At 68.4% G+C, this 18,977-nt stretch carries 17 protein-coding genes; 7 read left to right on the top strand and 10 right to left on the bottom strand.

Annotated elements, in window-relative coordinates; genetic code table 11:
- The first annotated feature begins 101 nt into the window (after positions 1-101).
- Both BM272_RS11920 and BM272_RS13620 read left to right on the top strand, forming a co-directional pair.
- Positions 102-1,067, top strand: coding sequence for an IS481 family transposase (locus BM272_RS11920; RefSeq protein WP_093429019.1), 966 nt, complete (start codon positions 102-104; stop codon positions 1,065-1,067).
- Positions 1,068-1,536: 469 nt separating this feature from the next.
- Positions 1,537-2,634 (top strand): hypothetical protein, encoded by a 1,098-nt coding sequence (locus BM272_RS13620; protein ID WP_143613264.1) that lies wholly within the window; start codon positions 1,537-1,539, stop codon positions 2,632-2,634.
- A gap of 195 nt (positions 2,635-2,829) precedes the next feature.
- Here the strand turns inward: BM272_RS13620 and BM272_RS11915 are convergent, their stop codons facing one another.
- The gene (locus BM272_RS11915; protein ID WP_093429018.1) at positions 2,830-4,116 is read right to left on the bottom strand and encodes a DEAD/DEAH box helicase; all 1,287 of its coding nucleotides are present in this window, start codon (positions 4,114-4,116) and stop codon (positions 2,830-2,832) included.
- Positions 4,117-4,375: 259 nt separating this feature from the next.
- Positions 4,376-6,274, bottom strand: coding sequence for a phosphomethylpyrimidine synthase ThiC (gene thiC, locus BM272_RS11910; protein ID WP_093429017.1), 1,899 nt, complete (start codon positions 6,272-6,274; stop codon positions 4,376-4,378).
- 311 nt (positions 6,275-6,585) lie between these two features.
- Between thiC and BM272_RS11905 the strand changes: the two genes are divergently transcribed.
- From BM272_RS11905 to BM272_RS11890, 4 genes are read left to right on the top strand one after another with little or no spacing between them, the layout of a single operon-like run.
- Positions 6,586-7,248, top strand: coding sequence for a protein-L-isoaspartate O-methyltransferase family protein (locus BM272_RS11905; protein ID WP_093429016.1), 663 nt, complete (start codon positions 6,586-6,588; stop codon positions 7,246-7,248).
- Between the two features lie 8 nt (positions 7,249-7,256).
- On the top strand, positions 7,257-7,577 hold the full coding sequence (locus tag BM272_RS11900; protein ID WP_093429015.1) for a rhodanese-like domain-containing protein: 321 nt from the start codon (positions 7,257-7,259) through the stop codon (positions 7,575-7,577).
- Positions 7,578-7,592: 15 nt separating this feature from the next.
- The gene (locus BM272_RS11895) at positions 7,593-8,147 is read left to right on the top strand and encodes an isochorismatase family protein (protein WP_093429014.1); all 555 of its coding nucleotides are present in this window, start codon (positions 7,593-7,595) and stop codon (positions 8,145-8,147) included.
- On the top strand, positions 8,144-9,106 hold the full coding sequence (locus tag BM272_RS11890; protein ID WP_093429013.1) for an LpxL/LpxP family acyltransferase: 963 nt from the start codon (positions 8,144-8,146) through the stop codon (positions 9,104-9,106). The genes BM272_RS11895 and BM272_RS11890 overlap by 4 nt, the downstream gene beginning before the upstream one ends.
- A gap of 192 nt (positions 9,107-9,298) precedes the next feature.
- On the opposite strand, the gene BM272_RS11885 is transcribed toward BM272_RS11890, so the two are convergent.
- From BM272_RS11885 to BM272_RS11875, 3 genes are read right to left on the bottom strand one after another with little or no spacing between them, the layout of a single operon-like run.
- Entirely contained in the window at positions 9,299-10,009 is a 711-nt protein-coding gene (locus tag BM272_RS11885; protein ID WP_093429012.1) for an alpha/beta hydrolase, read from the bottom strand.
- Positions 10,006-10,320: a (2Fe-2S) ferredoxin domain-containing protein gene (locus BM272_RS11880; protein ID WP_205407807.1), complete on the bottom strand. Its 315-nt coding sequence runs from the start codon at positions 10,318-10,320 to the stop codon at positions 10,006-10,008. The genes BM272_RS11885 and BM272_RS11880 overlap by 4 nt, the downstream gene beginning before the upstream one ends.
- A 3-nt stretch (positions 10,321-10,323) precedes the next feature.
- A complete protein-coding gene (locus tag BM272_RS11875; RefSeq protein WP_093429010.1) occupies positions 10,324-11,076 on the bottom strand; it encodes a DUF481 domain-containing protein in 753 nt (250 codons plus the stop codon).
- A gap of 112 nt (positions 11,077-11,188) precedes the next feature.
- Here BM272_RS11875 and BM272_RS11870 point away from each other — a divergent pair, with 112 nt between their 5' ends.
- Positions 11,189-12,430 (top strand): (Fe-S)-binding protein, encoded by a 1,242-nt coding sequence (locus BM272_RS11870; RefSeq protein ID WP_159433088.1) that lies wholly within the window; start codon positions 11,189-11,191, stop codon positions 12,428-12,430.
- Here the strand turns inward: BM272_RS11870 and BM272_RS11865 are convergent.
- The 5 genes from BM272_RS11865 to groL form a co-directional block, all read right to left on the bottom strand.
- Positions 12,420-12,611: a zinc-finger domain-containing protein gene (locus tag BM272_RS11865; protein WP_093429008.1), complete on the bottom strand. Its 192-nt coding sequence runs from the start codon at positions 12,609-12,611 to the stop codon at positions 12,420-12,422. The genes BM272_RS11870 and BM272_RS11865 overlap by 11 nt on opposite strands.
- Before the next feature lie 57 nt (positions 12,612-12,668).
- Positions 12,669-13,214, bottom strand: coding sequence for a D-glycero-beta-D-manno-heptose 1,7-bisphosphate 7-phosphatase (gmhB, locus tag BM272_RS11860; protein ID WP_093429007.1), 546 nt, complete (start codon positions 13,212-13,214; stop codon positions 12,669-12,671).
- 1 nt (position 13,215) lies between these two features.
- Complete coding sequence (locus BM272_RS11855; RefSeq protein ID WP_093429006.1) at positions 13,216-14,136, bottom strand: branched-chain amino acid transaminase; 921 nt, start codon at positions 14,134-14,136, stop codon at positions 13,216-13,218.
- Positions 14,137-14,187: 51 nt separating this feature from the next.
- Positions 14,188-17,121 (bottom strand): bifunctional [glutamate--ammonia ligase]-adenylyl-L-tyrosine phosphorylase/[glutamate--ammonia-ligase] adenylyltransferase, encoded by a 2,934-nt coding sequence (gene glnE / locus BM272_RS11850; protein WP_093429005.1) that lies wholly within the window; start codon positions 17,119-17,121, stop codon positions 14,188-14,190.
- A 135-nt stretch (positions 17,122-17,256) separates the two neighbouring features.
- Complete coding sequence (gene groL / locus BM272_RS11845; RefSeq protein ID WP_093429004.1) at positions 17,257-18,918, bottom strand: chaperonin GroEL; 1,662 nt, start codon at positions 18,916-18,918, stop codon at positions 17,257-17,259.
- Positions 18,919-18,977 lie beyond the last annotated feature (59 nt).

Below are 18,977 nucleotides of genomic sequence, written 5' to 3'. Positions count from 1 at the left end.
TGTCATGTCCCCGACGATTGCATTGACCGCCGGCGCCGGGCACTGTTCACCAGTCGCGCCGTGATGCGGGACTTCCTGGACCAGCTACGGAGACGGGCCTGATGGACATCCGGTTGCACAAGAACGCGACCACCACGCCGGCCCGTCGGGCGGCCATCCAGGCCTCGGACAAGCCGGTCCGGGAGCTGGCCCGGGAGTTCGGGGTCTCCGAGGACACCATCCGCCGCTGGCGCAAACGAGAGACCACCGAAGACGGCTCGCATACGGCCCACCGGCTGCGTACGACCCTGACGCCGGAGCAGGAGGCGGTGGTGGTGGCCCTGCGCCGGACGCTGTGGCTGTCCCTGGAGGACATGCTCGCCGTCACCCGGGAGTTCCTCAACGAGAACGCCTCCCGCTCGGCGGTCCATCGGCTGCTCAAACGCCACGGGATCTCGACCATGCCCACCGAGGCGAAGCCGCGGCGGCCGTCCAAGCCCTTCCAGGCCTACGACCCGGGCTATCTGCATGTCGACGTGAAGTACCTCCCGCAGATGGCTGACGAGGACCGGCGGCGGTATCTGTTTGTCGCCATCGACCGGGCCACTCGCTGGGTGTTTGTGGACATCTGCGCTGACAAGAGCGCCTCGACGGCCCGGCGCTTCCTGCGCAAGCTGCACAAGGCCTGCCCGGTCCGTATCCGGACCCTGCTCACCGACAACGGCAAGGAGTTCACCGACCGGCTGTTCGGGGTGCGAGCCAAGGGCGCCTCCGGTGACCACGAGTTCGACCAGCTCTGCGAGGCCCTGGGCATCGAGCACCGGCTGACCCGGCCGAAAACGCCGCAGACCAACGGCATGGTGGAGCGTTTCAACGGCCGCATTAGCGAGGTCCTGGCGACGCACCACTTCGACAGCCGGGCCAGTCTGGAGCAGACGCTCAAGCGGTACGTGCATCTGTACAATCACCACCTACCGCAGAAGGCCCTGGACCACCAGCCGCCCATTCAGGCGATGAAAAGCTGGTACGCCGAGCGGCCCGATCTATTTCATCGAAAGCCACGGAATCACCCGGGACCCGACAGTTAGTGTCCGGCGATCCGAAAAGTAAAAGGGAAGAGGCTGGTCAAATGGAGAATGATCAGTTTTTGTTATTGTTTTACCACTGGTGCTTTCTGGCGCGCTCAGCTTTCTTTCCCAGATGACGATGCAAGCGAGTGGCGTTCGTATTGAGAAAGTGAAGGTCGCTCTTTGAGGAATTCGGCAGCGTTTGTGCGTCTAACCGTGAGCGAAAGTGACAGAGACCCCCAAGATGAAAGTAATCCTGCAGCAGATGAGCTCCTTTTTCTCAAAGGTGCAGTAGTTTTTCGACTGGGGTGGGGGTCGCACACCGCGGTTCGGTTTCGTGGTTTGAAGGAAGAGGACTTCTTTGTATTTTCAAACAAAGAAGTCTTGGTTAGTAGGTGGACGGAAAAACGCTTTAACAAGCGCTAGGAGCCGACGCGCCAGTGAGCGGCTCCGAACTACGGTTAGATTTTCGGGGGCTTAGAGCTAGATCATGAATACGACAAAACTACACATTATTGCCAAAGCGCTTAAGAAAGAAATGGCGCGCGTTGAATCAGTATCGCTTATAAATCAGGCTGTGCAGGCGCTGCAGAATCAAATCAATCAACCCCAGCAACCAAACCACCAGCAACAACTATCTAATCATTTAACAAATCTTTACAACAGATTGGAAGGGTCGCCGGTTGATGGTTTTAGCCCTGCGTGGCGCGATGCGATGGAGGAGCTAGGTGTCTCAGGGGAGTTTGGTAAAAAGCTCGAGGCAAGAGTAAGGTCTATCTTTGAGCGAAACCAAATTACTCCGCAAACTGCGCTGGAGGAAATGAAAGACCTCCACGAGGACTTGAGTGGCACTGAAACTCAATTGTCAGCGTTGGTGGGTGGGCTTGAGTACTTTGGTGTTGGCGAAGATAAATTGGAAATAAATGAGTGCGAAGTGGGGATTGTGATCCCGCGCTCATATGTTAAGGATAATTTAAAAGGGTTTGGTCTAGAGTTAATTGAGATCGAAAAATCTCTCCTGGTTTTTTCTGAGCTTGCCACGGGGCAGCGTGAGCCGTTAGAAATTCGTCAAATATCGTCCAGTGAACTATCCGTTTTTCTCGATTATATACCTGAAATCGGTGCATCGATCGCAATTGCAGTCGAGAGAATAGTGGCTCTATATAAACAGCTGTTGGAGATTAAAAAGCTCAAGAAAGAGCTAGTTTCAAACGAGGTTCCTGAAGATAAGCTTGCTGGAATTGAAGAGCATGCCGCATCGATTGTGAGTCCAAAATTAGATGAGCTTGCGAACGAGCTCATGGAAAAGTTTGGTGACCATCTTGATTCCTCTAGAAGAAACGAGGTTGCAACTGAAGTGCGGCACTCACTGAACAAGATTGCGAATAGGATCGATCGTGGTTTCAATATTGAGCTTAGGGTTTCCGAGCAAGCACAAGGTGAGGAAGAGGAAGAAACTAAAGATGCCGATTCTAAGGAAGCAGCTAGACAGCAGATACGGGAGTCGGCATCGAGTATCGAATACTTAGATCAGGTGGGCGAGCCGGTGCTCTTCCTGCCGGAAAATAACGATGAAACCCAAAAATAGGAAATCGAAGGAGCGTTCATTCGGATGACAGCTACACAGCGCTTCTTTCGTGAAGAAGCGGTCAGATCTCGAGCCAGTGAATAAGGAAGCATAAAAAAACCCGGGACCGCACTGCGATCCCGGGTTGGGGGAGCGGCCCGCGGAACGGGCCCCTCCCATTGCTCACCGGCGCCGTAGCGCCGGCCGGGCGGTTACTTACGCCCGGTTGTTGTCCCGGCGGGGGCCGCCCTGGCGCTGACGGGGGCCGCCGCCGTTACCGCGACCCTGGCCGCCACCACCATTACCGCGGCCGTTGCCGCCGCGGCCGCGGCCGTTGCCCTTGGAGCGACGCGGGGCCGGGGCCTTCTCGGTGGGCTCGAAGCCGGTGACGGTCTCGGCCGGGATGCTGCCGCCCAGCAGGCGCTCGATGGCGCCGAACTGCTCGCGCTGGTCGGCGCAGACCAGGGAGATGGCCGCCCCCTCGGAGCCGCCGCGGCCGGTACGGCCGATGCGGTGGACGTAGTCCTCGGGGTTGTCCGGCAGGTCGAAGTTCACCACGTGGGGGAGCTCGTCGATGTCGATGCCGCGGGAGGCCACGTCGGTGGCCACGAGGCAGCGGATCCGGCGCTTGCGGAACCGGTCCAGCGCCTTGTTGCGCTGACCCTGGCTCTTGTCGCCGTGGATGGAGGTGGAGGCGATGCCGTCCTTGTCCAGCTGCTCGGCCAGGCGGTCGGCGCCGCGCTTGGTCCGGGCGAAGACCAGGACCTGCTCCATGTCGTGCTCACCGAAGAGGTGGCTGAGCAGCTCCCGGCGACGGCCGGAGTCCACGTGGTAGGCGCTCTGGGTGACGGAGGCGGCGGCCGCGTTGGAGCGAGCGACGTCGATCTCCACTGGGTTGTTCAGCAGGCCGTTGGCCAGCTTGCGGATCTTGCCCGCGAAGGTGGCGGAGAAGAGCAGGGTCTGACGCTCCTTGGGGAGCTTGGCGATGACGCGCTCGATGGCGGGCAGGAAGCCCATGTCCAGCATGCGGTCGGCCTCGTCCAGGACCAGCGTCTCGACGCCGCCCAGGTCGGTGGTGCCGCGCTGGAGGTGGTCCTCCAGCCGGCCCGGGGTGGCGACGATGACGTCCACGCCCTCGCGCAGGGCCTTCATCTGCGGGCCCATGGCGGCGCCGCCGGCGATCTCCACGGAGCGCAGCTTCAGGTGGCGACCGTAGGTGCGCACGCTCTCGGCCACCTGGGCGGCCAGCTCACGGGTGGGGACCAGCACCAGGGCGCGCGGGCGGCGGCTGCCCCCGGCGCTCTGGGCGTTGGCCAGGCGCTGCAGCAGCGGCATGGTGAAGGCGGCGGTCTTGCCGGTGCCGGTCTCGGCACTGGCGAGGATGTCACGACCCTCCAGGGCCTGGGGAATGGCCTCGGCCTGGATGGGGGTGGGCTCGGTGTAGCCCTGATCGGTAATGGCGCGCTGGATGGCGTCGCCGAAATCGAAATCGGTAAAATTCATGGATGCTCCACGTTACTGTCATCTGCCAGGAGGCGGCGCTCCCCGAAAAGGGGGCGCCGCCGAAGGATTCAGGTTCGGGAAGTCCTGGCAGAAGACCATCCGCGACCGGTTTGCAGGTACCGGAGACGCGGACAAACGCGGCAGGTACGTCGATCGCCCGGCGGGATAGAATGCGGGGGCGATCCTCGACAAACGCCGCTACTGTACCACAGTCCGGGCAGCAGGGCGAATGCGCCTCCCTGTCGATTGCAGGCCGGAGCTACTGCTCCCGGTAGATCTCCGCCCCCATCTCCCGGAATTCCACCGCCTTCTCCTCCATGCCCTGCTTCAGCGCCTCGTTGGCGTCGATGCCTTGGGCCTCGGCGTACTCGCGCACGTCCTGGGTGATCTTCATGGAGCAGAAGTTGGGCCCGCACATGGAGCAGAAGTGGGCGACCTTGTGGCCCTCCTTGGGCAGGGTGGCGTCGTGGAACTCCCGCGCCTTCTCCGGATCCAGCCCGAGGTTGAACTGGTCCTCCCAGCGGAACTCGAAGCGAGACTTGGACAGGGCGTTGTCCCGCAGCTGGGCGCCGGGGTGGCCCTTGGCCAGGTCCGAGGCGTGGGCCGAGATCTTGTAGGTGATGATCCCGTCCCGCACGTCCTGCTTGTCCGGCAGCCCCAGGTGCTCCTTGGGGGTGACGTAGCAGAGCATGGCGGTGCCGTACCAGCCGATGTTGGCTGCGCCGATCCCGGAGGTGATGTGGTCGTAGCCCGGGGCGATGTCGGTGACCAGCGGCCCCAGGGTGTAGAAGGGGGCCTCGAAGCAGTCGGCCAGCTCCTTGTCCACGTTCTCCTTCACCATGTGCAGCGGCACGTGGCCGGGGCCCTCGATCATGGTCTGGACGTCGTACTCCCAGGCGATCTTCGTCAGCTCCCCCAGGGTCTGCAGCTCGGCGAACTGGGCGGGGTCGTTGGCGTCGGCGATGGAGCCGGGGCGCAGGCCGTCGCCCAGGGAGAAGGAGACGTCGTAGGCCGCCATGATCTCGCAGATCTCGCGGAAGTGGGTGTAGAGGAAGTTCTCCTGGTGGTGGGCCAGGCACCACTTGGCGAGGATGGAGCCGCCCCGGGAGACGATCCCGGTGACCCGCTCGGCGGTCATGGGCACGTAGCGCAGCAGCACCCCGGCGTGGATGGTGAAGTAGTCCACCCCCTGCTCGGCCTGCTCGATGAGGGTGTCCCGGAACAGCTCCCAGGTCAGATCCTCCGGCTTGCCGTCCACCTTCTCCAGCGCCTGGTAGATGGGCACGGTGCCGATGGGCATGGGGGCGTTGCGCAGGATCCACTCCCGGGTCTCGTGGATGTTCTTGCCGGTGGACAGATCCATGAGGGTGTCGCCGCCCCAGCGCGCCGACCAGGCCATCTTCTCCACCTCCTCGGCCACCGACGAGGTCACCGCGGAGTTGCCGATGTTGGTGTTCACCTTGGTGCGGAAGTTGCGGCCGATGATCATCGGCTCCAGCTCGGGGTGGTTGATGTTGGCCGGGATGATGGCGCGGCCGGCGGCCACCTCGTCGCGGACGAACTCCGGCGTCACCTCTTCGGGGAGGTTGGCGCCGAAGCCGTGGCCGGGGTGGCGCTTGAGGATGTCGGCGTAGCGCGGATCGGCCCGCATCTCGGCCAGGCGGGCATCCTCCCGGATGGCGATGTACTCCATCTCCGGGGTGACGATGCCCTGGCGGGCGTAGTGCATCTGGCTGACGTTGCGGCCGGCCCTGGCGCGGCGCGGGGTGCGGATGTGGGCGAAGCGCAGGCTCGCCAGCTCCGGGTCGTCGCGCCGGGCGCGGCCGTACTCGGAGGTCAGATCGGCCAGCTCCTCGGTGTCGTCGCGCTCGAGGATCCAGCCGTCCCGCAGGGCGTGCAGGCCGCGGGTGAGGTCGATCTCCGCCTCCGGATCGGTGTAGGGGCCGGAGGTGTCGTAGACCGGCAGCGGCGGGTTGGCCTGCAGGCCGCTGGAGGTCTGGGTCGGCGACTGCTCCACCTCGCGCATGCCCACCCGGATGTCGGGCCGGGAGCCGGTCACCCAGATCTTGCGGGAGCCGGGCAGGGGGCGCGTCACGTCCTCGGAGAGCTGACGGGTGGCGTCGACGACGGATTCGGTGGCGGTATTCGGGGTACTCATGGCGACTCCTGGTCGTGTTTCACGGAGCGCCGGGGGAGAGGTCGAACTGAAGAAGGCACGCCCCGCCGGGGCGGGGCCAGCTTCCCTCCGCCGGTCGAGGTCCGAATGGCATCGGCCCCTCCCGGTTCAGGTTCCAAGGGTCTCTCTCAGCCCCGTCTTTTGGCGGGGCACCCCCAGCTGGTGATCTCCCGGAGGGTAGCACAGGAGCGCCGGGGGGAAACCCCGAACGGGCCCCGGATACTTGCCCGAATGCCGGAAAAACAGTACCGTTGCGGCCGTTCTTCCACCCTTATCCGCGCGAGGGGCTCGCGATGACCGAACTCAATTTCGTCCAGGCCCGCCACAACATGGTCGAGCAGCAGATCCGGACCTGGGAGGTCCTGGATCCCGATGTGCTCGGGCTTCTGGAGAAGATGCCGCGGGACGAGTTCGTGCCGGAGGCCTATCGCAACCTGGCCTACAGCGACCTCCAGATCCCGCTGGGCCGCGACCAGGTGATGATGGCGCCCAAGGTCGAGGCGCGCATCCTCCAGGCGCTGGAGATCCAGCCCGACGAGCGGGTGCTGGAGGTGGGCACCGGCAGCGGGTGGTTGACCGCTCTGCTGGCGCAGCGCGCCGCCCACGTTCATTCGGTGGAGTACATCCCCGAGTTCAAGATCGAGGCCGATCGCCGGCTGGCGGATCACGACATCACCAACGTTACCCTGGAGGTGGGCGACGCCGCCACGGGTTGGCCGCGTCACGCCCCCTACGACCTCATCGTGGTCACCGGCTCCCTGCCGCTGCTCCCCGAGGCCTTCCGCGAGGAGCTCACCGAGGGCGGGCGGCTGTTCGTCATCGAGGGCGAGGACCCCGTCATGGAGGCCGAGGTCATCACCCGGCTGGACGCGGAGAACTACCTCACCGAGCGGCTCTTCGAGACCAGCCTGCCGGCGCTGCTCAACGCGCCGCAGCCCGACCGCTTCCAGTTCTGAAGCGCCCCATGCGCCAGGTCGAACCCGCCGAATTCAAGGCGTGGCTGGAGGCCGGCGAGGCCCCGCGCATCCTGGATGTGCGCGAGCCCTGGGAGTACGAGGTCGCGCACCTGCCGAACTCCACGCTCATCCCCCTGGGGGAGCTGCCGAGCCGGGCGGCGGAGGAGCTGGATCCGGCCGAGCCGCTGGTGGTCCTCTGCCACCACGGCGTGCGCAGCCTCCAGGCCGCCTACTTCCTGGAACACCAGGGCTTTGCCGACGTGATCAACCTCACCGGCGGGATCGATCGCTGGTCGCAGGCCGTCGATCCCGCCACCCCGCGCTACTAGGTCGGAGGTTCCGCCATGACCGCCGAGCTCTGCAACGTCGCCACCAGCCGCCTCGTCTTCGTCGATATCCAGGCGCGCCTGGCCGCCGCCATGGCCGAGAGTGAGCGCCGCCGGGTCCTCGACCACGCCGGCGCCCTGGCCCGGGCCGCCGCCGAGCTGGCGATCCCGCGGCTGGTCACCCGCCAGTATCCGCGCGGCCTGGGGGAGACGGAGCCGGAACTGGCGGAGCTGCTGGCCGAGGCGCCCACCGTGGACAAGACCGGCTTCTCCTGCTGCCGCGCCGACGGCTTCGAGGCGGCCCTGGGCGATTCGGAGCAGATCATCCTGGCCGGCATGGAGACCCACGTCTGCATCACCCAGACCGCCCTGGAGCTGGCCGCCACCGGTCGGACCGTCTTCGTCGCCGCCGATGCCGTCTGCTCCCGGGACCCGGCCAACCACGAGCGCGCCCTCGCCCGGTTGGCCCACGCCGGCGTGGGGGTGACCGTGACCGAATCCATCCTGTTCGAGTGGCTGCGCGATGCCGGCCATGAGCGCTTCAAGGCCGTAACGGCCCTGCTGCCGCGATGAGTGCCGAGGACCGCAAGAAACGCCGCAAGCAGCGGCGCAAGGAGCGCAACCGCCGCCGCGCCGAGAGCCACCCGGCCCACCCGCGCTTCTGGCCCACCTGGGTCGGGCTGGGGCTGCTGCGGCTCATGGCCTTCGTGCCCATTCCCGTCCTGGGCGCCGTGGCGGATGGCCTTGGGACCCTGGGCTGGGCGCTCATGCCCGGACGGCGCCATGTCGTGCGCGTGAACCTCGCCACCGCCTTCCCGGAGAAGCCGGAGGCGGAGCGCCGCCGGCTGGAGCGCGGCGCCTTCCGCGCCGGTCTGCGTGGCGGCGTGGAGGGGGCGCTCTCCTGGTGGGCCTCGGAGCGGCGGCTGGCGCGGCGCTACACCATCGAGGGGCTGGAGCACCTGGAGGCCGCCCGGGCGCAGGGCAAGGGGATCCTCCTGCTGGGCGGCCACTACACCACCCTGGAGATCAGCGGCCGGCTCCTGCGGCGCCACGTCCCCGACCTCTATCCCACCTACAAGGCGGCGACCAATCCCGTCTTCGACCGGGTCATGGTCAACCAGCGCAAGAAGCTCTTCGCCGGCCTGCCGGAGAGCCGCGACATGCGGGCCATGCTGCGCGCCTTCAAGCGGGGGGGCGTGGTCTGGTACGCCCCGGACCAGGACTTCGGCCGCAAGCGCTCCGTCTTCGCCCCCTTCATGGGGACGTTGGCGGCGACCGTGCCCATGACCGGCCGGATCGCCAGGACATCCGGGGCCCCCGTGGTCCCCCTCTACTCGGAGCGCCGCCCGGGCAACTGCTGGCACCTGCGCCTGGCCCCGGCCCTGGAGGACTTCCCCACCGGCGACGACGTGGAGGATGCCACGCGCATCAACGCCGCCATCGAGGAAGAGGTCCGCCGCACGCCGGACCAGTACCTCTGGCTCCACGCCCGTTATCGCACGCGCCCCAAGGGCGAGCCCCCGATCTACTGAGTCGCGCACCCCCGGTCTCGCCGACGAAAGCGGCCGCGGGGGTTAAGTTGAAAATTCGAGACCCGACCCCTGCAGGGCACAAAAAAAATCGCGCGACCCGAAGGCCGCGCGAAACCACCAAAGGAGGATGGAGGAGTCGAGGTCCGATGCGTCGGACCTCGATAATGATTCTCTAATATAGCCCCGGGTCTGTCAAGACTGAGTCTGAATCGCATGCGTGGCCTCCCGGTGGACGGCCTCCCGCAGCCGGTTCATGCGGCCGTGGAAGAAGTGGTCGGCGTCGGCCATCCAGCGGTAGTGGGGCTTGCCGGGCAGCGCCGCGGTCCACTCGGAGACCGCCGGCGGCGAGACCACCTCGTCGCGCCCGCCCTGGATGACCGTGAGCGGGGCGACCGGGTCGGCCACCGAGGTGAAGTCGAAGAGATCCACCGGCGGGGCCACCAGCAGCAGCCGCGCCGGCTCCAGCTCCGCCTGGGCGCGCATCACCACGTAGGCGCCGAAGGAGAAGCCGGCCAGCCACAGGGGGGCGTCCGGCAGGCGCGCCCGGGCCCAGCCGGCCACCGCGGCGAGGTCCGTCGCCTCGCCCCGGCCGCCGTCGTAGCGCCCGGCGCTGCGCCCCACGCCGCGGAAGTTGAAGCGCACCGCCACCACCCCGGCATCGGCCAGGGCGGTGGCGATCATGTGGGTGACCTTGTTCTGCATGGTCCCCGCATACCGGGGATGGGGGTGGCAGACCACGGCCACCGGCGCGCCGGGGAGTGGGTTGTCGGGGGCGTCCACCAGGGCCTCCAGCGGCCCCGCCGGCCCCTCCAGCATCAGCCGGGGGCCGAAGGCCGGCGCCTCTTCCAGACCGTCGTAGCGGTGGAAGGCATGCAGGTGGGCGCGCCCGATGTCGTCGGTCATGGGTCGAGCTTGAGGCGTTCCACGGGGACACCACCCACCAGGTGTCCCTCGATGATGTCATCGATGTCCTCCTGGTCGATGTAGGTGTACCAGGTGCCCTCGGGGTAGACCACGACTACCGGCCCCTCGCTGCAACGGCCCAGGCAGCCGGCGATGTTCACGCGCACGCCGTCGGGGCCGTGGATGCCGCGCTCCCGGCACTGCTCCTTGGCGTAGGCGCGCATGGCCTCGGCATCGGCGTTGGCGCAGCACTGCTTGCCGTCGTCGCGGCTGTTGGTACAGAAGAAGAGGTGGTGGCGGTAGTAGCTCATGATTCAGAGGGAATAGACCAGGTTGATGGAGGTGACGGTGTCGGTGTCCTTGGTATCCGCCGGGACATCGGTGTTGCGCCGGATCTCGTGGGAGAGCTTCATGGAGAGGCTCTCGACCACGCGGGCGGAGAGACCGGTGACCGAGCGGGTATAGGTGCCGCCGTCCACCTCCATGAGCAGGGTCTGGCTGAACTTGGCCGTCTCCGAGAGCTGCCAGCGGAAATCCCCGGCCAGGCGGCCCAGGCTCTCGTTGGTCTGCTCGCCATCCTCGACGCGTTCCTGGCGGGCGCCGGCACCGATCTCCGCATCCAGCTCGAAACGGTCGCTGTCGAGGACCTTGCGGCCGTAGCCCACCGCCTCGGAGGCGCGGTAGTCGTAGCCGTTGAAGCGGTCGTCCTCGTAGCGCAGGGCGACGAAGACGTAGTCCCGCGGGCGGAACTTGTAGTCGGACTTGGCGGCGGCGGTGTACCGCTCGGCGGTGGTCACGCCCTCTTCCCGGGCGCGCAGGGCGCTGATCTCGCCCCGGTGGCGCCAGTAGTCGCGTTCGTGGACCACCGTGGCACCACCGTTGGTGGTATTGGTGTTGGTGTTGCCGCTGGTATCCACCATGCCCAGTTCGATCTCCGCCGACCAGGAGGGCTCCTCCACGCGTTCCAGGGGCTCGGCATCCCGGGTGCCCTGGAAGACTTCGTCCTGGGCCGCGACGGGGCTCGTCGCCAGGCACAGGGCCAGGGTCGGCAGACTGGATCGGAACATGGTTTCCTCCGGGGCCGCGAGTGGGCGGGTGTGCTACGGTAAACGGGTCATAGCGTACTATGAACCGGCGCCCCCTTCCCAATTCTCCCTGCCCGAGGAACGAACAGACGCAATGCCCCGACTCCCCCTGGACGAGGAAGCCCGAGCCGAGTTCCCCCTGGAGATGGCCGACCGGTGCGTGAAGTGCGGCCTGTGTCTGCCCCACTGCCCCACCTACCGGCTCACCGGCAGCGAGGCCGAATCCCCGCGCGGGCGGATCGCCCTGCTCCAGGGGCTGGCGGAGGGGCAGCTCGACCTCACCGACCGCGGTCGGGCACACCTGGACCACTGCCTGGCCTGCCGGGCCTGTGAGCGGGTCTGCCCGGCGGATGTCCCCTACGGCCGGATCCTCGACGCCGGCCGCCGCATGACCGCCCCGGCGGAGCCGACTGCCCATCGCCGGCTGGGCCGCCTGGGACGTGACGGGCTGCTGGCCCATCCCCGCCGTCTGGCCGGGGCGATGAGCCTGCTGCGCTGGGCCCAGCGGCTGGGTCTGCCCGGCCTGGCGCGCCGGACCGGCGTGGCCCGGCGACTGGGGCTGGAGACCGCCCTGACGGAGCTCCCCGCCCTGCCCCCCCGGCAGCGCTGGGAGGCCCACTACCCCGCCGAGGGGGAGGAGCGGGGGCGGGTCGCCCTCTTCCTGGGCTGCATCGCCCGCCATACCGATGCCCACCGGCTGGCGCTGACCGTCGGCCTGCTCAACCGCCTGGGCTACGCCGTCGACGTGCCGCCGGGGCAGAACTGCTGCGGGGCGCTCCATGCCCACGCCGGGGAGGCCGACGAGCCGCAACGGCTGGCGGCGGAGAATGCGGCGGCCTTCACCGGGGCCGATACGGTGATCCACCTGGCCACGGGCTGTGGCGCCCACCTGGCGGAGTACCCGGAGCGCTACGCCCTCTTCGAGGGCGTGGAGGTGGTGGAGGCGAGCCGCTTCCTGGCGGATGCCGAGTGGGCCGCCGAGCCGGGGGCCCTGTCCGGCCGGGTGCGGGTGCACCAGCCCTGCACCGCCCGCAATGCCCTGCGCGACGGGGGCGCCGCGGCGGCGCTGTTACAGCGTATCCCGGGGCTGGAGGTCGCGGAGCTGGCCGGTAACGACCAGTGCTGTGGCGCGGCGGGGACCTGGTTCCTGGAGAATCCCGAGTGGGCCGCCGAGCTGCGCGCGCCGAAGGTGGCGGCCGCCGCCGATGCCGACTGGCTGGCCACCACCAATCCCGGCTGTGCGCTGCACCTGGCCGCCGGCGGGCCGGCCGCCCGGGTGGTCCATCCGGTGGAGCTGGCGGCGCGCGCCTTCGGGGTGGCCGGGATCAGCCCTTGAGGATGTATTCCGCGCCGCAGTAGGGGCACATCGCCTTGCCGGTCTCCTCGATGGGGAGGTAGACGCGGGGGTGCGAGTTCCACAGGCTCATACCGTCCATGGGGCAGTGCAGCGGGAGGTCGTCGTGGGTGACCTCGTAGCGCTGGGCGGCGTTGGGGGTCATCTCCTTGGGGCCTTGCATGGGCTTGCTCTCCGGATCCGGGTTGGCGGCATGGTACCCAAAAGCGGCTGGTCGCTGCTACAGCAGCGCCAGCAGGCGTTCGGGGTCGGTGAGGTCGGGCAGGACGGCATCGGCGTCGGTCTCCGCCGGGGGCGGGTCGGCCAGCAGGACGTTGAGCCCCACCCCGGCGGCGCGTCCCGCCTCGACATCGCGCTCGCTATCGCCGATGAGCAGGGAGGCCGCCGGGTCCAGGTCCAGCTCGGCGGCGGCCTGGCGGATCATCCCCGGCAGCGGCTTGCGGCAGTCGCAGGGGCCGCCGTGGGGGCCGTCCTCGTCGGGGTGGTGGGGGCAGTAGTAGACCCCCGCCGGGGCGGCGCCGGCCGCGGCCATCTGCTGCCCCATCCAGTCCATGAGGGCGTGGAAGTCGGCCTCGGTGTAGTAGCCCCGGGCGATGCCGGACTGGTTGGTGACGATCACCGGCCGGTAGCCGAGCCCCACCAGCCGGGCGACCGTCTCCAGGGTGCCCGGCAGGAATTCCACCTGGTCCGGCCGGTAGCAGTAGCCGGTATCCCGGTTGATGACGCCGTCCCGGTCCAGGAAGACGGCGCGCTCGCCGCCGGCCACCTCAGACCCGGTCGAGCCAGTCGTGGTGCGGCTCGCGCCGGCCGTGGACCAGCTCGAAGTACATGGTCTGGAGCTGCTCGGTGATGGGGCCGCGCCGACCGGCGCCGATGGTCCGGCCATCCAGCTCGCGGACGGGGGTCACCTCGGCGGCGGTACCGGTGAAGAAGGCCTCGTCGGCGACGTAGACCTCGTCCCGGGTCATGCGCTTCTCGCGCACCGGGATCCCGGCCTCTTCCGCCAGGTGGACGATGGTCTCCCGGGTGATCCCCTCCAGGGCGGCGGTGAGCTCCGGGGTGTAGAGCACGCCGTTGCGGACCACGAAGAGGTTCTCGCCGGAGCCCTCGGCCACGAAGCCCTCGGTATCCAGCAGCAGGGCCTCGTCGTAACCGCAGCTCACCGCCTCCTGCAGGGCCAGCATGGAGTTGATGTAGTTGCCGTTGGCCTTGGCCTTGCACATGGAGGAGTTCACGTGGTGTCGGCTGTGGGAGGAGGTGCGCACGCGGATCCCGCGCTCCATGCCCTCTTCGCCCAGGTAGGCGCCCCAGCCCCAGGCGGCGATGATGACGTGGACCTGGAGGTTGGTGGCGCGCAGCCCCATGCCCTCGGAGCCGTAGAAGGCCATGGGGCGAATGTAGGCGCTCTCCAGCCCGTTCTCGCGCACCGCCTGGCGGGTGGCCTCGTTGATGGTCTCCCGATCGTAGGGCATGGGCATGCCCATGATGTGCGCGGAACGGAAGAGCCGGTCGGTGTGGTCGGCCAGGCGGAAGATGGCCGTACCGCCGTCGGCGGCGTAGGCGCGCTCGCCCTCGAAGACCCCCATGCCGTAGTGGAGGGTGTGGGTGAGGACGTGGGTGGTGGCATCGCGCCACGGCACCAGCTCGCCGTCGTACCAGATCACGCCATCACGATCGGCCATGGACATGGGTCGGGTTCTCCTTGCCGGTTCTCGGTTGTTCGGGGTCGCTTCGGGGGCTCAGCCGGTCTCCAGCGTCTCGCCCATGAGCCGCTGCCAGGCGGCGAGGACGGCTCGCCGCTCGTCGACGAACTCCGTGGCCGGGACCACGGTGGGCGCCTCCTGGAGGGTCAGCCGGTGACGACGGGCGCGGTAGGCGCGATAGGCGCCGGCCAGGGAGTCCGCCTCCTCCGCCGCCAGGCAGCCGGCCTCGGCCAGGCGCTCCAGCAGGCGGATGTTGTCGGTGAAGTCCACCAGCCCCGGGTGCTCATGGGCGTGAGCCAGCACACCATACTGCACCATGAACTCGATATCCGCCATCCCGCCCGGGTCCTGCTTGAGGTCGAACCGGTCGCTCCCGCTGCTGGCGTGGGTCTCCCGCATGCGCCGGCGCATGTCGCGGACCTCGGTCTGCACCGTCTCCGGATCCCGGGGCCGGGTGAGGATCTCCCGCCGGGTCGCCTCGAAGGTCTCGGCGACGGCGGGGTCCCCGGCCACCGGCCGCGCCCGGACCAGGGCCTGGTGCTCCCAGGTCCAGGCGCTCCCCTCCTGGTAGCGGCGGAACCCCTCCAGGTTGGTGACCAGCAGGCCGGCGGCGCCGGAGGGGCGCAGGCGGACATCCACCTCGTACAGGGTGCCGGAGGCGGTCTGGGCCCCCAGCAGGTGGATGATGCGCTGGGCCAGCCGGGCGAAGAAGACGGCGCTGGCCACCGGGCGCTCGCCGTCGGTGGGCTCGTCCTCGGTCTCGCTGTCGTGGAGGAAGACCAGGTCGAGATCGGAGCCGTAGCCCAGCTCCCAGCCGCCGAGCTTGCCGTAGCCGATGATGGCGAAGCCGGTATCGCAGACCGCGCCATCCTGCCGGCAGCTCGGCCGGCCGTGGCGGGCGGTGAGGTGGGACCAGGCCAGGGTGAGGACGCGATCGAGGATGACCTCGGCCAGATGGGTGAGGTGGTCGCTCACTACCATCAGGGGGACCGCCTCGGCGACGTCGGCGGCCGCCACGCGCAGCATGGCGGTCTGGGCGAAGTCGCGCAGGGCGTCCATCTGCGCCTCGAGGTCGTCGTCGGCCACCCGGCGCAGGCGCAGATCGGCATCGCGCTCCAGCTCGGTGCGATCCGGCGGGCGGTAGAGGGTGGCCGGGTCCAGGAGGTCGTCCAGGAGGACCGGGTGCTGGCCGAGCTGCTTGGCGATCCAGGGGGAGGCCTCGCAGAGCTTCACCAGCTGGGAGAGCGCCATGGGGTTCTCCACCAGCAGCGCCAGGTAGACGCTGCGGCGGGCGATGCGCTCTACCAGTTCCAGGGCGCGCTCCAGGGTCCGGCCAGGGGCATCGCGGCCCCCCACTGCACCCAGCAGTAGCGGCATGAGGTGGTCCAGCCGCTCCCGGCCGCGATTGGATAGGCCGCGATAGGCGTGGCCTCGCCGCAGGGCGGAGAGCCGTTCGCGGGCGGTGGCCGGATCACCGAAGCCGGCGGCGGCCAGGGCGGCGTCCGTCTCCTCGGGCTCCAGTCCCTCCTGCCAGACCAGGGCCAGGTCGCCGGGGTCGCTCTCGGCGTGCTCGGTCTGGGGCGCGGCGAAGACCTGCTCGAAGTGGCCGCGGACCCCGTCGCGCTCGTCACTGATGCGGTGGGCCAGGGCCTCCCAGTCCGCCTCCCCCATCGCCCAGGCCAGCAGGGCCCGCTCGTCGGCGTCGGTGGGCAGCTCGTGGGTCTGGCGGTCTGCCCGGCCCTGGAGGCGGTGTTCCAGGTGGCGCAGGAAGACGTAGGCGGCGTCCAGCTCCCGGGCGGCGTAGTCGGTGAGGACGTCGTCGGCGGCCAGCAGCCGGAGGACGCCGCGCAGGTCCCGGCGGCGCAGCTCGGAGTCGCGGCCGCCGCGGATGAGCTGGAAGGCCTGGGCGATGAATTCCACCTCCCGGATCCCGCCGGCCCCGAGCTTGATGTTGCCCTCCAGTCCCTTGCGCCGGACCTCGCGGTTGATGAGCGCCTTCATGTCCCGGATGGATTCGAAGGCGCCGTAGTCCAGGTAGCGGCGGTAGACGAAGGGGCGCAGCTGCTCCATGAGGGCGGCGCCGGCGGTGCGATCGCCACCCACTACCCGCGCCTTGATGAGGGCGTAGCGCTCCCACTCCCGGCCGTGGAGCTGGTAGTAGGTCTCTAGGGCGTCGAAGCTGGCCACCAGGGCGCCGGCCTCGCCGAAGGGGCGCAGCCGCATGTCCACGCGGAAGACCCGGCCCTCGGCGGTGGTGGCGTCCAGGGCCTGGATGAGGCGCTGGCCCAGGCGGGTGAAGTAGCGCTCGTTGTCCACGCTCCGCGTCGCCCCGGCCGTCTCCCCCGCCTCGGGGAAGGCGAAGATGAGGTCGATGTCCGAGGAGACGTTGAGTTCCCCGGCGCCGAGCTTGCCCATGCCCAGGACCACCAGTCGCTGGATGGTGCCGCTGTACGCCCCCATGGGTGTGCCCATCTCCGCGCGCTGCCAGGTCTCCAGGTGGGCCAGGGCGCCGTCGATACAGGCCTCGGCGAAGGCCGAGAGGTCCAGGGTGGTGGCGTCCAGCTCCGCCCGCCCGGCCAGGTCGCGCCAGATGATCCGGACCATCTCCCGTCGGCGCAGACGGCGCAGGGCCACCCCCAGGGCATTGTCGTCGGCCGCCTCCGCCAGGGCCTGCTCCACGCGCCGGGCGTACTCGCCCTCGTCGTAGGCGCGGCCCAGGTCGCCACTGTCCACCAGCTCGCCCAGTAGATCCGGGCGCGCCGTGAGCGCCCGGACCACGAACTCGCTGGCCGGCGCGACCCGCTCCAGGTCGGCGGTGAGTTCCGGATCGGCGCGCAGGCGCCCCAGCGCCTCGGGCGCGGCCTCCTCCAGGGCGGAGAGGGCCTCGCGACGCAGGCGGGTAACGGCCTCCGGCTCGTGGTCGGTGGCGGGTCGGGGTGGATCGGCGGGAGGCAGGGTTTCGGCGGTCATGGGACCAGCCTACCAGCCCGGCGGGGCGGCGCAACGCGACAGGAGAAACGAAAGAGGCCCCCGCTCCGGAGAACGGGGGCCTCTCTCAGGCCGGGGCGCGGGGCCCCGGCACGGCTCGGGAGCCGGGGGTGGGCGTTACATCATGCCCATACCGCCCATGCCACCCATGCCGCCCATGCCGCCCATGTCACCGCCGGCATCACCGCCGCCGGAGTTCTCCTCCGGGTGCTCGGCGATCATGGCCTCGGTGGTGATGAGCACGCCGGCGATGGACGCGGCGTTCTGCAGGGCGGTGCGGGTCACCTTGGTCGGATCCAGGATGCCCAGCTCCACCATGTCGCCGTAGTCGCCGGTGGCGGCGTTGTAGCCCTCGTTGCCGGAGCCCTCGGCCACCCGGTTGACGACCACGGAGGGCTCGCCGCCGGCGTTGTAGACGATCTGGCGCAGCGGCTCCTCCATGGCGCGACGGACGAGGTTCACGCCGGTGTCCTGGTCGTGGTTGTCGCCCTTGAGGTCGGCGATGCCGAGGCGGGCACGCAGCAGGGCCACGCCGCCGCCGGGGACCACGCCCTCTTCGACGGCCGCACGGGTGGCGTGCAGGGCGTCGTCGACGCGGTCCTTCTTCTCCTTCATCTCGACCTCGGTGGCCGCGCCGACCTTGATGACGCCGACACCGCCCTTGAGCTTGGCCATCCGCTCCTGGAGCTTCTCCTTGTCGTAGTCGGAGGTGGCATCCTCCATCTGCTTGCGGATCTGCTCGGCGCGCTCGTCGATCTCGGCCTTGTTGCCGGCGCCGTCGACGATGGTGGTGTCATCCTTGGTGATGGTGACCTTCTTGGCGCGACCGAGCTGCTCGATGGTGGTCTTCTCGAGGGTCAGGCCGACCTCCTCGGAGATCACCTGGCCGCCGGTGAGGATGGCGACGTCCTGCAGCATCTGCTTGCGACGGTCACCGAAGCCCGGGGCCTTCACAGCGGCGACCTTCACGATGCCGCGCATGGTGTTGACCACCAGGGTGGCCAGCGCCTCGCCCTCGACATCCTCGGCGACCAGCAGCAGCGGCTTGGACTGCTTGGCGACGCCCTCGAGGATGGGCAGCAGGTCCCGGATATTGGAGATCTTCTTGTCACACAGGAGGATGTAGGGGTCCTCCAGGTCAGCCGTCATGTTCTGGCTGTCGGTGACGAAGTAGGGGGAGAGGTAGCCGCGGTCGAACTGCATGCCCTCGACCACGTCCAGCTCGTTATCCAGGCCGGAGCCCTCTTCCACGGTGATGACACCGTCGGTGGTCACCCGCTCCATGGCCTCGGCGATGATCTCGCCGACGTTCTCGTCGGAGTTGGCGGAGATGGTCCCCACCTGGGTGATGGACTTGCGATCCTTGCACTCCTTGGAGAGCTTGCGCAGCTCGTCGACGGCGGCGGTGACCGCTTTGTCGATGCCGCGCTTGAGGTCCATGGGGTTCATGCCGGCGGCCACCGCCTTCATGCCTTCGCGCATGAGGCCCTGCGTGAGGATGGTGGCGGTGGTCGTGCCGTCACCGGCCTCGTCGGCGGTCTGGGAGGAGACCTCCTTGACCAACTGGGCGCCCATGTTCTGGAACTTGTCCTTGAGCTCGATCTCCTTGGCCACGGAGACCCCGTCCTTGGTGGAGGAGGGGGCGCCGAAGCTCTTCTCGATGACCACGTTGCGGCCACGCGGGCCGAGGGTCACGCGCACGGCGTTGGCCAGGACATTAACGCCGTCCACCATCTGGTGGCGGGCGTCTTCACCGAAGATCACATCTTTCGCTGCCATTGTCTGATTTCCTTCGTAACGGTTCGTTAACTGATTGAGTCGGGTAAACGGGGTGGTGC

The organism is Thiohalospira halophila DSM 15071 (genome assembly GCF_900112605.1).
Taxonomy (GTDB): domain Bacteria; phylum Pseudomonadota; class Gammaproteobacteria; order Thiohalospirales; family Thiohalospiraceae; genus Thiohalospira; species Thiohalospira halophila.
Note: the sequence above shows the minus strand (reverse complement) of the source record. Positions and strands in the feature narration are given on the sequence as shown.

Coding starts and splice junctions, on each gene's coding strand:
- glnE (WP_093429005.1), bottom strand. CDS start 17,121: ATGACCGCCGAAACCCTGCCTCCCGCCGATCCACCCCGACCCGCCACC.
- BM272_RS11900 (WP_093429015.1), top strand. CDS start 7,257: ATGCGCCAGGTCGAACCCGCCGAATTCAAGGCGTGGCTGGAGGCCGGC.
- BM272_RS11905 (WP_093429016.1), top strand. CDS start 6,586: ATGACCGAACTCAATTTCGTCCAGGCCCGCCACAACATGGTCGAGCAG.
- groL (WP_093429004.1), bottom strand. CDS start 18,918: ATGGCAGCGAAAGATGTGATCTTCGGTGAAGACGCCCGCCACCAGATG.
- BM272_RS11890 (WP_093429013.1), top strand. CDS start 8,144: ATGAGTGCCGAGGACCGCAAGAAACGCCGCAAGCAGCGGCGCAAGGAG.
- thiC (WP_093429017.1), bottom strand. CDS start 6,274: ATGAGTACCCCGAATACCGCCACCGAATCCGTCGTCGACGCCACCCGT.
- BM272_RS11885 (WP_093429012.1), bottom strand. CDS start 10,009: ATGACCGACGACATCGGGCGCGCCCACCTGCATGCCTTCCACCGCTAC.
- BM272_RS11870 (WP_159433088.1), top strand. CDS start 11,189: ATGCCCCGACTCCCCCTGGACGAGGAAGCCCGAGCCGAGTTCCCCCTG.
- BM272_RS11880 (WP_205407807.1), bottom strand. CDS start 10,320: ATGAGCTACTACCGCCACCACCTCTTCTTCTGTACCAACAGCCGCGAC.
- BM272_RS11915 (WP_093429018.1), bottom strand. CDS start 4,116: ATGAATTTTACCGATTTCGATTTCGGCGACGCCATCCAGCGCGCCATT.
- BM272_RS13620 (WP_143613264.1), top strand. CDS start 1,537: ATGAATACGACAAAACTACACATTATTGCCAAAGCGCTTAAGAAAGAA.
- BM272_RS11895 (WP_093429014.1), top strand. CDS start 7,593: ATGACCGCCGAGCTCTGCAACGTCGCCACCAGCCGCCTCGTCTTCGTC.
- BM272_RS11920 (WP_093429019.1), top strand. CDS start 102: ATGGACATCCGGTTGCACAAGAACGCGACCACCACGCCGGCCCGTCGG.
- BM272_RS11865 (WP_093429008.1), bottom strand. CDS start 12,611: ATGCAAGGCCCCAAGGAGATGACCCCCAACGCCGCCCAGCGCTACGAG.
- BM272_RS11875 (WP_093429010.1), bottom strand. CDS start 11,076: ATGTTCCGATCCAGTCTGCCGACCCTGGCCCTGTGCCTGGCGACGAGC.
- BM272_RS11855 (WP_093429006.1), bottom strand. CDS start 14,136: ATGTCCATGGCCGATCGTGATGGCGTGATCTGGTACGACGGCGAGCTG.